Origin of the sequence: Shewanella pneumatophori (genome assembly GCF_023283895.1) — a bacterium.
GTDB classification, from domain to species: Bacteria; Pseudomonadota; Gammaproteobacteria; order Enterobacterales; family Shewanellaceae; genus Shewanella; species Shewanella pneumatophori.
The window spans coordinates 170,963-182,866 of sequence record NZ_JAKILB010000003.1; the positions used below are offsets into that span (position 1 = coordinate 170,963).

10 protein-coding genes are annotated in these 11,904 nt (G+C 41.5%); 5 read left to right on the forward strand and 5 right to left on the reverse strand.

Annotated features, from left to right (window positions below; all coding sequences use genetic code 11):
• Positions 1-2: 2 nt before the first annotated feature.
• Both L2740_RS06135 and L2740_RS06140 read right to left on the reverse strand, forming a co-directional pair.
• Complete coding sequence (locus L2740_RS06135; RefSeq protein WP_248949219.1) at positions 3-473, reverse strand: multiheme c-type cytochrome; 471 nt, start codon at positions 471-473, stop codon at positions 3-5.
• 83 nt (positions 474-556) lie between these two features.
• Positions 557-1,048: a PDDEXK family nuclease gene (locus tag L2740_RS06140; RefSeq protein WP_248472204.1), complete on the reverse strand. Its 492-nt coding sequence runs from the start codon at positions 1,046-1,048 to the stop codon at positions 557-559.
• Positions 1,049-1,593: 545 nt separating this feature from the next.
• On the opposite strand from L2740_RS06140, the gene L2740_RS06145 reads away from it, so the two are divergent.
• Complete coding sequence (locus L2740_RS06145; RefSeq protein WP_248949220.1) at positions 1,594-2,559, forward strand: LysR family transcriptional regulator; 966 nt, start codon at positions 1,594-1,596, stop codon at positions 2,557-2,559.
• Between the two features lie 53 nt (positions 2,560-2,612).
• On the opposite strand, the gene L2740_RS06150 is transcribed toward L2740_RS06145, so the two are convergent.
• The gene (locus tag L2740_RS06150) at positions 2,613-3,593 is read right to left on the reverse strand and encodes a LysR family transcriptional regulator (protein WP_248949221.1); all 981 of its coding nucleotides are present in this window, start codon (positions 3,591-3,593) and stop codon (positions 2,613-2,615) included.
• A 240-nt stretch (positions 3,594-3,833) separates the two neighbouring features.
• Here L2740_RS06150 and menD point away from each other — a divergent pair, with 240 nt between their 5' ends.
• From menD to menE, 4 genes are read left to right on the forward strand one after another with little or no spacing between them, the layout of a single operon-like run.
• On the forward strand, positions 3,834-5,543 hold the full coding sequence (menD, locus tag L2740_RS06155) for a 2-succinyl-5-enolpyruvyl-6-hydroxy-3-cyclohexene-1-carboxylic-acid synthase (RefSeq protein ID WP_248949222.1): 1,710 nt from the start codon (positions 3,834-3,836) through the stop codon (positions 5,541-5,543).
• A complete protein-coding gene (gene menH / locus L2740_RS06160; protein WP_248949223.1) occupies positions 5,543-6,349 on the forward strand; it encodes a 2-succinyl-6-hydroxy-2,4-cyclohexadiene-1-carboxylate synthase in 807 nt (268 codons plus the stop codon). The genes menD and menH overlap by 1 nt, the downstream gene beginning before the upstream one ends.
• Positions 6,350-6,375: 26 nt before the next feature.
• A complete protein-coding gene (gene menC, locus L2740_RS06165) occupies positions 6,376-7,449 on the forward strand; it encodes an o-succinylbenzoate synthase (RefSeq protein ID WP_248949224.1) in 1,074 nt (357 codons plus the stop codon).
• 15 nt (positions 7,450-7,464) lie between these two features.
• Complete coding sequence (gene menE / locus L2740_RS06170; RefSeq protein ID WP_248949225.1) at positions 7,465-8,904, forward strand: o-succinylbenzoate--CoA ligase; 1,440 nt, start codon at positions 7,465-7,467, stop codon at positions 8,902-8,904.
• Between the two features lie 1,108 nt (positions 8,905-10,012).
• Here menE and L2740_RS06175 read toward each other — a convergent pair.
• Both L2740_RS06175 and rpoH read right to left on the reverse strand, forming a co-directional pair.
• Positions 10,013-10,369 (reverse strand): DUF4870 family protein, encoded by a 357-nt coding sequence (locus L2740_RS06175; protein WP_248949226.1) that lies wholly within the window; start codon positions 10,367-10,369, stop codon positions 10,013-10,015.
• Positions 10,370-10,868: 499 nt separating this feature from the next.
• Positions 10,869-11,726: an RNA polymerase sigma factor RpoH gene (rpoH, locus tag L2740_RS06180; RefSeq protein WP_248472213.1), complete on the reverse strand. Its 858-nt coding sequence runs from the start codon at positions 11,724-11,726 to the stop codon at positions 10,869-10,871.
• Positions 11,727-11,904 lie beyond the last annotated feature (178 nt).

Genomic DNA, 11,904 nt, shown 5'->3' on the forward strand with positions numbered 1-11,904 from the left:
AATTACTTAGCCACATGGCAACTGCTGCATAACTCACTGCGCTCTTTCTCAGAAACCCCAACTATTGGGTCTTTATTAGGGTGCAATAAATGGCAACTAGCACAATTCACTTTATTTGAGTGAACATCATGGCTCCAATCATCTTGTGCTAAAACGTCATGGTCGTGACAAGCTAAACAACGCTGAGTTTGCGTATTTGCATCTGCAGCAGACTTTTCACCAAATCCCACTAAGTTTGAGGCTTTTCTTGGGTGTCCCTCTTTCTCACCATGGCAATCCTGACAGCTGATATCCAAAGCATTGTTGGCGTGAACGCCTTGCATTACTCCATTGCGCTTGTGGCACATAATGCATTGTTTGTTTTCATTAATTTTAAATTCTGCTGCGATCGCCTGGATAGAAACGGTTGATGCTGCAACTACGAGAAGAATGCTCATTAACACTGGAGCTGAATATTTGAATAGTCTGGACATGAAGCGTCCTCACATTACTAAGTGATAAAATAAAAGAGAGCTGGAATTTGGGTGCTGATATTTAAATATCAGCACCGGTGAAACTATGCGACTAGAGAGTTTTTAATCAAATTAACATCGCAATCATTCTTAGCAAGGTGGAGGACTTTAACGCCCATCTTTGCCAGTGTTGCATCGATAAAACGATTATTCTCGTCTGAGTTATGCTGAGGGTCAGTGATAACGAGTTTGACTGCTGACGATTGATTATCCACTAATACATAGTCAAGATGGCAGGCTTGTAAGTAACTATGAGCATCTTGCTCTTTATCATCTTTATCAACATCGCAAAGACTATCTAATGTTGTACCATAAAGAACATTATATTTGTCCTTAGCCAAAGTATTTAACTTATTTACGAAGCTAATAGGTTGATTGGTTAGCGTGTTAGCTTTTAATTTAATACTTGAATTAACGAACTCATTTCCTTTGAAAAACTTTATACATGTCATTGTAAATGTCACTAAAACAAATGGAACAACAAGAAACAATACAAAATACATGAAAGCATAACTAAAAATTACAGATGCACTCATAACGACCTCCAAACTTACACTTCATTTATTTAAACTATATTTAACGCACATCCAGTATTGTTACTTAGATACATCCAAACATTGATTCAAATCAATTATTACCATACAACCAGATTATTAATCACTAAAACTAAAAGACTCTCTAATTAATAAAATCAATAATCTAAAAATACAAAAATGGAATGTCTAAATTCCAAAATTTAATTTAATGAAAATCTTAAACGCTTTGAGCAATTACAAGAAACAGATCAAAACATACAGTTCCCGAGCAAAAAACAACACATCCGAAGCATTTTTAACCAAAAATACACAAAATGTAGCTTTTTGACACCAAATAAATTCCTTTGGAGGTAAGCCTAATAACTAAGCTACATGTGTCGTAGATAAAGAGGTATGTCCAATTTACATATTCTATATTTAATATGAGAATAACTTATTAAGTGACCTACGCATCAATTTTAAAAAGCAATTGAAATAAACTAGTATAAAAAATTACAAATTGGTTATTATCGAATTTGATACTTACCACTTAAGAGGTATTTAATATGAGAGATATAAGTTTTAGCGACCTAGATTTATTAAGCATTAATATTCTAGTCAATTTATATGAGAATAAGTCTGCAACTTTTGTCTCCCATAAGCTTAATGTTCCTGCTCCCAAAATTAGTCGTTGCTTAAAACACGCAAGAGAAGTCTTTGGTAATGAGCTTTTCATTAGAAAGAAACATGGTTTAGTGCCAAATGAATTTGCTAGTCAGATATACCCTATCGCTAAAGAAATCATAGAGTGCTCGAAGAATTTGCAGAAATTAAATGGTATGCATGAGCTCAATCCTACACATCATTTCGAGATGGCTGCCCCAGATTTAATTTCGTATCCTTTCCCCAAGGTTTTACTCAATGCAATCAAAAATGCAGGTAAAGACATCAGCTTTAACATCTCATCTTGGACAAAGCACTCTATCCACGACATTATCAGCGGAGAAGTCGACTTAGGGCTTTGCTGCAGTAAAATGCTCGATAGCATCAAAGATACTGATGACTCTCTTAATGCCATCCCATTAAAAAAGCTCAATAAAATATTTTTAGTTTGTCAGAATGATCATCCTATTTTAAAGGAAGACATCAACCTAGAATCTATTGCTAAGTACCCGTTTATTAATAGCAATATTGGCCAAAGTGAGCTAGAACCTAGCCCTTTCCAAGAGTATTGCCAAACACAACATATAAAACTAACTACTGAAATGAACCTAACTGGATTAACGGGTTTATTCGAATACCTACGATCTAGCCAAGGAATAGCTTTACTGCCATATAGCTCTATTTTCACCATGATAAATAATAGTCAAGATTTACATGTTTGCCGCCTTTCAGATGTAGAGTCAGAGCGTCTATATATGCAGGTTAAAGAACCAAACCTATATCTGGTTTATAGTGATAACAATAAAGATCCAAATCTTCGCTGGTTGTCTTCTGAGGTAAGGGATTTAGTTGAGTTATTTCTACATTAATAAATGGAAAAGCAATAAAAAAAAGAGTGTGTTAACACTCTTTTTAGGTCAGTTTATTTGCAAAGATGAATTTGTTTATTCTGCTCATACAGCTCTTGAGCAATAGCTAATTTTTCAGCCAATAACTTAGATAATGACTTCGAAAAGTCATCTTCATGGGTCTGATGGTATTGCAAAAAGTAGTCGTATTTAGTTGAGTTACCATCAGGAAAAAGAGTGTTCTCATAGAAACTTGTTACATCTATATAGTCGATATCAGTGCGGCTATTGAAATACAAATACGAGAATATAGAAGCCGTCCAGCAGATATCATCACTCTTTGCAACGTGATTTAGTGCCATAGCTAAACTCGTCGTTTTAAAACTAACTTTCATATCTAAAGCATGCTCTTTTGCATAGGTTTCACACCAGTGCTCACTCAGCCCGACCTTAGAATAGTTGATGAAAACCAGTTTATTTTCGAGTAGCCCTTTTAAAGTCAAATCTTGTTCAAAAAATTGATGGCCTTTTTTAGCGGCTAAGAAATAATAACGGACATCACCAATTTTGACATTTTTTACTGATTCAGAAGGTTTTGAGTTAACAGTAATCGCGTAATCAATCTTACCTTGTGCCAGTAACTCTTGAACATTATCACTCCAAGGTTGGATACTTACTGACATGTTAATGCCTTGCTGCTCACATACCTCGGTAATTGAATCAACCAAAAATCCAGCTAAATGCTCTTGTGCTGCAATGACCAGCTGATTTTTTTCTGGTAAGTATTTAGTGACCTCTGCCATAGCTTCGTAACCTTGAACAATATTTTTCGCTATGGGGTACAACTTATCAGCCATGACATTAGGCTCTACGCCATATTGCCGTCTGATAAATAGTTCGTCCTGAATAACTTCCCGTATAGTGCTCAACGCACGACTGACCTTAGGCTGTGTGGTATCAAGTTTCTTTGCGACAACCGAGCCGTTTTTAAACTCAACCAAACCAACAAAAACTTTAAGGGTAAAGTAATCTAACTTAGAAAGTTCTTTGCGCATCCGTGTACTGCCTACAATCTGTCTAGTTCTTATATATTGTATACACAGTATAACACTGAAAAGTATACATTTTTGCCACACAAATCACACCTATACCCATTAATAGGTATTAAGTTGAAAAATCTAATCTTGTTTCTTTTGCTCGAGTGCTTTCAGCCTATGAATAAAACTCTAGAGTGATCATACTCCTTTAGCTTAAAGCAAGTTAAACTAAGGCTATCAATGATATGGTAATGATTTATGCAAACTGAAAATACAGCTGAACTCAACCTGCTTTGGGGCTCATTAATTTTAGAAGAACTGGCTCGCTTAGGAATAAAGCACGTCTGTATGGCACCAGGCTCTCGCTCAACCCCACTGACTTTAGCCGCAGCAAAACAAACTAAGCTTAGTCAGCATCTGCATTTTGACGAGCGTGGACTCGGCTTTATGGCACTTGGATTAGCCAAAGCAAGCCAAGCTCCTGTGGCCATTATCACTACATCGGGTACAGCTGTAGCCAATCTTTACCCAGCCATCATTGAAGCATGGTTAACCCATGTACCATTAATTGTATTATCTGGTGATAGACCACCTGAGCTAATTGATTGCGGCGCCAACCAGGCGATTATCCAACCAGCAATTTTTGCGCAATATGCCAAACAAATAAACTTACCCACGCCGGATATTAATATCGCACCTCAGGCGTTATTAAGCTTGTTAGATGATGCGGTGTGCAATCAGGTTCAACCTGTGCATATCAACTGTATGTATCGTGAGCCGCTGTATCCAAACGAACCTATCGCCGACTTTTCTCGCTACCTAGCACCAATTGCAAACTGGCAACAACAAGCTGCGCCTTACAATCAATTTGCCTCAATGGATACCGGCATTATGCCAACGGCTGATGCGCTTGCTCGCTTTGTGCATGGTAAAGGGGTAATTGTCGCAGCAACGCTTGCACCAGAGCAGCAAAGTAGTGAGCTGATCCAGCTGGCCCAAAAACTAGGTTGGCCGATTGTCACAGATGCTCAGTCGCAGCTTCGCCAGCATCCAGGTGCTATTGGCAACATAGACCAACTCTTGCAGCAACCGAAAGCTAAAGCGCTACTAGCCCAAGCAGAAAAGGTGATCGTGTTTGGCGGACGTATTCTATCAAAGCGCTTAATCAACTACTTGAGTGAGCAGAACTGGAAAGATTACTGGCAAGTATTACCACAGCAACAGAGACTAGACCCAAGCCATAAGCCAAAACAAGTATGGCTAGCACCCGCACATAAATTTGCAGCTCTGTCATGGCCAAGATCATCGCAAGCGAATTGGGCACTCAATCTAGTGCAGTTTAATGATGAGTTAGAAACCCTATACCAACAGCAAATTGATAATGCAGAGTTTGGTGAGGCGCAAACAATTAGAGCCATTGCTAAACGCCAAAGCGACAATCACCAGCTATTTATTGGTAATAGTTTACCTGTAAGGCTTTACGATATGTTTGCCCCAATCACACCATCAAGTGCAAGCGTGTTTACCAACCGTGGGGCATCGGGCATCGACGGCCTACTTGCAACGGCTTGTGGTGTAGCAGTGGCTGAGGCAAAACCAACAACCCTGATTATTGGTGATATCTCGGCCTTACACGACCTAAACTCACTTGCGATAGCACGCAGTGTCACTAGCCCACTGGTGATTGTTATTCTCAATAATGATGGCGGCAATATCTTTAACTTGTTACCAGTACCTAACGAGCAGCTCCGCACAGACTACTATCGTTTGTCTCACGGACTTGAATTTGGCTTTGGTGCTGCCATGTTTGGCCTCGCTTATAATCAAGTCGACTCGATAGATGACTTTATTGAGTCCTACGAATATGCGATGACTTATGCTGGCCCATCGGTCATTGAGGTCACTGTTAGCCAAAATCAGGCTAGTGACCAGATAGCCCAAATAGCTAGCTGGGTAAAGCAGCACTAATGCTGAATTACCGTAGTGCAGGCAAAGTTGGCGCGCCAACCGTGGTGTTTCTTCACGGCTTTTTAGGCAGCCAACAAGATTGGCAAGACATAACTGAGCAGCTAAAAAATGATTTTCACTGCATCAGCATCGATCTTCCCGGTCACGGTGATAATCAGCAGCAATTGGCAGAACAAGTGCTGCCAACACCCGGCTTCAAGCGCTGCGCAGAGCTGATAACGGCGACTCTAACAACACTTAATGTGCATCGCTACCACCTAGTTGGCTACTCACTTGGTGGCCGCATAGCCTTGCATATTGCCAAGTTATACCCAGAGCAATTATTGAGTTTAGTGCTAGAGTCTTGCCACCCTGGGCTGCAAAGCCAAGCAGACAAAATTGCTCGCAAACAAAATGATGCAGCATGGGCGGATAAACTTAGCACCATGCCGATTAGCGAGTTTCTAACGCTTTGGTATCAACAAGCTGTTTTTAGCGATCTCACGCCTGTAGAGCAAAATGCTTTAGTCACGAAACGCTCCAGTAATAACCCATTCGCGCTGGCAAACTGCTATCAAGCAACGTCGTTAGCCGAGCAAGATGATCTTTGGGATATTCCTGGGCAATTAGACATTAAAGTGCACTTTATTGCAGGCCATCAAGATAGTAAATTTATGGCATTAGCGAACCGTTGGCAGCAACAACAAAGCATAATGCTACACACTATTGAAGCTAGCGGTCACAACGTACACTTAGCCGCACCAAAGCAATTTGCGATTAAGTTACAACAACTTTTTGCAGTTAAAATCGATAATTCTAATAACTAAACCCACAAAATAATGCAGGCAAGCCAATGACAACGACGCAACAGCAATTAACGCCATTAACTCTTACCCAATTGAGTCTGCATCAATTTACTATCGATTTAGCCAAGCCATTACCTGTTGGCAAACAGCGTATTGAGCAGCGCAGCGGCCTTGTGTTAACTGCAACCGCAATCCAAGGTGATAATGAGTACCAAGTATCTGTTGAGATATCTCCATTGTCAGGTACTGATAATGCAAAACAAAGCATTACAGGCTTTAGTCAAGAGTCGCTTGAACAAGTACAGCAACAACTCACTGCAGCTTTACCGTCGTTATTACGGCAACCAGCTGACGCATTATTGGATTTCGAAACAAGTCTACCTTCGGCCTCTTTTGGCCTAAGCCTATTGCACGCAAAACTAAACGGTAAGCTTGATGGACACTCTATTGCGCCGCGAAGCGTGCCACTTATCTACCGCGCGGCAGACGAGCCATTGTCAGCTATAAGCGAGCGTGTCAGCGCACTCGCCTGTAATGTCCACTCAGTAAAAGTCAAAGTTGCCCAAGACTCGCTTGAAGACGAAATTAAGCTCATTCATCAAATTTTGGCTATTCGGCCGGATCTCAAACTGCGATTAGATGCCAATCGAGGTTTTAGCCTAGAGCAAGCCATCGAATTCGCTGCTTGCCTACCAATTACTAGCATTGAGTACATTGAGGAACCTTGCCAAAATCCTGATGACAACCAAGCGTTTTATCAGGCGGTAGAGATGCCATGGGCGCTCGATGAATCGCTAAATAGCAGCGACTATCAATTTGAAATGCAAACGGGACTCACCGCGTTAATCATCAAACCTATGCTGCTTGGCAGCATTGAAAAATTGCAGCAATTGATTGAGACAGCTACTGAGCACGGCGTGCGCTGCATTCTTAGCTCAAGCTTAGAGGCAAGTTTAGGAATTGAGGCCTTAAGCCGCTTAGCGACGATTATTACTCCCGATGAAATCCCAGGGATTGATACCCTTAGCGCCTTTAGCCAAGATCTATTAGCAAGCTCAGGTAAAAGCCTTTGCTTGCAGCTTGATGATCTAAGCTTAATCACCTGCGTTAAATATACCTAACAGCGACCCATTGAGATGATAAACACGGCACCACTGATACTTTCACCTGTTCATCAACAGGCAACAAGCAATGCTGCAGCTCCGGCTTATCGAGTTGATGGCAAGGCCGTAAATTATCAAACTTTAAGTCAGCACGTTATCTCGCTAAGTCAGCAACTCGCCGCACAAGGCTTAAAAGCAGGTGATCGCCTTGCTTGCATAAGTCATAACAATCCCGAACAACTAACACTCTACTGGGCCTGTGTTGATAGTGGCATAGTGTTTTGCCCGATCTCACCGCGCTTTGCGCCGCAGCAAATCATTGAACTAATCCACACTCATCAATACCACAACTATTGGCTGGAGCCAGAGCAAGCTGCAGAACTTAAGCAATTACTCGAATCGCAGCCAAATATTAGCGGCATAAATGTTGATTTAACTCTACGAAGTAGCGGCAAAGCAGAGCTAATTGACCCTACACGGGCTGTTAATGCAATCCTAACCTCTGGCAGCAGCGGCACGCCAAAAGCTGCAGCTCATAGCTTAACAAATCATATCGCTAGCGCCGCCGGCTCAGGCGAGCAGATTAGCCTTAATGCTAATGACAGCTGGTTATTATCCTTACCCCTCTTTCACATCGGCGGCTTAGCGATACTTAACCGCTGCGCCTTAGCTGGCGCTTGTGTTGTATTTGAAGACAAGACGCAAACTCTGGCCACACAAGTTGTTCGCGATAGAGTCAGCCATTTGTCGCTAGTCAGCGCGCAACTACAGCAACTGCTTGCCACCGGCGCTACAGATAACAACTGCTTATCTCAAGTTAAAGCGATGCTTCTTGGCGGCGGCGCAATATCTGGAGACCTATTGGCAGAAGTAGCCAAGTACGGCATCAAAGCCTATACCAGCTATGGCATGACAGAGATGGGCTCACAGATCACCACTGGTCCAGCACTTAGTGATGGCTCAAGTGGTAAGACTTTATCGGGCCGCGAGCTTAAAATTGTAGGTAATGAAATATGGGTTAAGGGCGAGTGTCTGTTTTTAGGCTATTTAGCCAAAGATGGCTTTAACCTGCCATTAAATGACAGCGGCTGGTTCTACACCAAAGATTTAGGTCACCTCGATGCAAACGGCAACCTTTGTATTGATGGCCGCGCCGATAACATGTTTATCAGCGGCGGCGAGAACATCCAACCAGAAGAGATTGAAGCCGCCTTAAAACTGCATCCATTAATCGCAGATGCCATAGTATTCCCTGAAGCTGATACCAAGTTTGGTCACTTACCAGCAGCCATTCTTAAGCTAGCTAATGATTCAGCTAACCAACCTTCGGAAGCAGAATTAACCGAGTTTCTCGCCGACAAGATCGCCCGCTTTAAGCGCCCAAGGTGTTATTACCCTTGGCCAGAAGTGAGTAGTACAGGGATTAAGGTTGTACGCAAACAGGTTATTGAGGCTGTTAGAGTTAAAGTTTAACAATGTTTTTACTTAAATCCAGGTAAAATTTAGCCTCCCATTGAAACGCCAAAATATCTAGTGTAAGGAATTAAGTTTATTTACCAGTAAGTCAATTTTTCTCCTAAATGAACATAAAACCACTACCAAAGCGCTATTTTACGTATTTTTCAAAAAAATAATTTTTTTATGGCCAGTAAATGCCAGCAAGATTGTCAAAGATGCCAGCAAATTTTAAACATCGGCCAGCAGACACTTAAAACCCTTTATTTTCAACACCTTATGTGGTTTGACACTTTATATGCCTCGACTTAATATCAATATAGCAAACATATAGGAGAAAAAAAATGCGTGAATATACAGAATTATTTGTACTACTTATGATCGCGTTAGAACGATTTATTCGAGTAATTAAACTGCTAAAAACAGGCGGTAAGTAGGCTAATCCCACAGAAATTAGCTTAATGGGTATTATTATAAAAAATACTGGGAGCTAGTCTCTCAGTATTTCCTTCTTTTAAATATATAACTCTTGTTGTTCCAATAGTCTGTATATGTTCAGGTACTTGTTAGACACGTCTAATTTGTAGGTAAAACACAGCAACTTAACTTTTTCTATTTCAGCATCTAATCTCACCATTAGTTACGACCTTCACCAGAGATAACTAATTGCCTGCGGCAGGCGTATGTGCAGACACTTCTGAGGCACGCTTTACGTCATCCCTGACCGCTCAGCGAAAACATCCATGTTTCCGATGGCCTCAACTGTATCTGCACTGAGTTAGAAAGGCACAATCACTAGGTATCAGTGCTCATAACAGAAAAGCACAAGTCTACAAGTCGCTAATCAACGTACAGGAAACACTGGTTCCCCATCGGAGTTGCCGAAGTACGCAGATGAAAATGCCGTGGAACCATCATGGATGATGGTTCAGGCTCGGAGGGACATGGATGTCCCATCTGAGCCGTTAGGCAATTTTTATTGGAGTATGAGGATCTACAACTTCGTAAGGGGCGGCGGGGAGATCCAAGAGGGGGTAGCTGTTGACCCCCTCTTGGCCGAGTGTGAGCTGGAAGCTCATGATTTTTATCAAACGAAGTTTGATTAAAAAAGTTACCGTTATTTAACTTAGTTAAATAACCAAGCTTTTGGATTCTCAATTGGCTGCCCAGCATCAAGTGCTTGGATACCTTTAATGGAGCGAACAACCAGCCAAACGACCCAAAATAACAGCACAAACCAACCGATGAGAATAATTGACAGTAGCGCGCCAACAAACATAAATAAGCCGCCTATCCAGAATGTTCTGATTTGATATTGATAGTGAGACTGCAGCCATTCAGGTGCGGTACTTTTGTTGATGTAAGCCATAACCACACCCACGATACCGGTAATACCAAAAACCAAGGCTACCAAGTATAAGATGTAGACTATTTTGGCATTACTCTTACTTGCATCGCCACTTCCTGATGTCACTTCGTTCATCTAATTTTCCCTATATTTTGATGACTTTTTACTTCGCTAATTTACCTAAAAAGCAGACCCAATTAATCCCTAACAGCATGAATTTTATTCATAACCTAATAGGTTGGCGGTTAACTTATCACCACTAACTTATCGTTGCAAATAAGCTTAGCAAGGTCTTAGTCTGAAAACTGAAGCATCAAACTAACTTCTCAGCATCTTTGGCTGCAATGGCCCGCAGCCAGCATATGTGCAGACTTCCCTACAAGCCTGGAGGGAGCGTTTCTGACATAAATGTTCCAGACATAACGCCCCAAGCTTTCCATCCATGGGCTTTGGGCATAAATGTTCCAGACATAAAACCCAAGCTTTCCATCCATGGGCTTTGGGCATAAATGTTCCAGACATAAAGCCAAAAGCTTTCCGTCCATGGGCTTTAGGCATAAATGTTCCAGACATAAAAAAACCTGCTAGAAGCAGGTTTTAATTATCGCTAAGCGATTAGGGCAAACAATGAAAATTAGGCTTCCATACAGCCTTTAAGCTTGTTCATTGCATTCTTTTCCAATTGCCTAATTCGCTCTGCTGACACTTGGTAAGTGGCTGCTAAGTCTTGCAATGTGGTTTTGTCTTCATCTAACCAACGCGCTTTAAGAATGTGCTGGCTGCGCTCATCAAGAGTCTTGATAGCAGATAGCAAACGCGCTTGATTATTTTGTTCCCAGTTGTCGTTTTCAACTTGAGACGCTAAATCTGAGGAATGATCTTCAAGATAATGCATTGGTGCATAATCTTGTTCATCATCGTTGTCGCTCGCAAGATCAAATGCAGGGTCTTGCGCCGCCATACGTGATTCCATTTCAGTCACATCGGCTTTTGATACGCCAAGACTGTCAGCAACCATACCGACTTCACTATCGCTAAACCAGCCTAAACGCTTCTTAGCTTTACGAAGGTTAAAGAACAACTTACGCTGCGCTTTAGTGGTCGCGACTTTAACAATGCGCCAGTTTTTCAGTACATATTCGTGAATTTCAGCTTTAATCCAATGTACAGCAAACGATACCAAACGTACGCCCACATCTGGGTCGAAACGCTTAACCGCTTTCATCAAGCCGATATTACCTTCTTGAATTAAGTCAGCTTGTGGCAGGCCATAACCTGAGTAGCCTTTAGCTACGTGAACCACAAAACGTAGGTGCGACATAATCAACTGCTTTGCAGCCTGTAGATCACCCGTTTCTTGCAGACGCTTCGCCAGCTCATATTCTGTATCAGCTTCCAACATTGGAATGTTGTGTGCTGAATGAACATAAGACTCGAGGCTGCCGCTACTTTGGGGAACCATTAGTGCCATTGATTGCGCTTGATCTGTCATTTACGCTCCTACTACTTTCTTACAAAGGTCTTGCTAAAAACTGCTAAACGAACCATTCATTACTGAAATGGACAGTGAACTATCGACTAAATGACAAAATATGTCAACCATCGTACTTATCTAATATGTATCAATATGCACTAAGCCTAGCCAAATTTTGCTGCAAATCACTGCCAAC

Excerpts from the sequence above, each read along its gene's own strand:
- rpoH (WP_248472213.1), bottom strand. The coding sequence starts at position 11,726 with ATGACAGATCAAGCGCAATCAATGGCACTAATGGTTCCCCAAAGTAGC.
- menC (WP_248949224.1), top strand. The coding sequence starts at position 6,376 with ATGACAACGACGCAACAGCAATTAACGCCATTAACTCTTACCCAATTG.
- L2740_RS06140 (WP_248472204.1), bottom strand. The coding sequence starts at position 1,048 with ATGAGTGCATCTGTAATTTTTAGTTATGCTTTCATGTATTTTGTATTG.
- L2740_RS06135 (WP_248949219.1), bottom strand. The coding sequence starts at position 473 with ATGTCCAGACTATTCAAATATTCAGCTCCAGTGTTAATGAGCATTCTT.
- menD (WP_248949222.1), top strand. The coding sequence starts at position 3,834 with ATGCAAACTGAAAATACAGCTGAACTCAACCTGCTTTGGGGCTCATTA.
- L2740_RS06175 (WP_248949226.1), bottom strand. The coding sequence starts at position 10,369 with ATGAACGAAGTGACATCAGGAAGTGGCGATGCAAGTAAGAGTAATGCC.
- menH (WP_248949223.1), top strand. The coding sequence starts at position 5,543 with ATGCTGAATTACCGTAGTGCAGGCAAAGTTGGCGCGCCAACCGTGGTG.
- L2740_RS06150 (WP_248949221.1), bottom strand. The coding sequence starts at position 3,593 with ATGCGCAAAGAACTTTCTAAGTTAGATTACTTTACCCTTAAAGTTTTT.
- L2740_RS06145 (WP_248949220.1), top strand. The coding sequence starts at position 1,594 with ATGAGAGATATAAGTTTTAGCGACCTAGATTTATTAAGCATTAATATT.
- menE (WP_248949225.1), top strand. The coding sequence starts at position 7,465 with ATGATAAACACGGCACCACTGATACTTTCACCTGTTCATCAACAGGCA.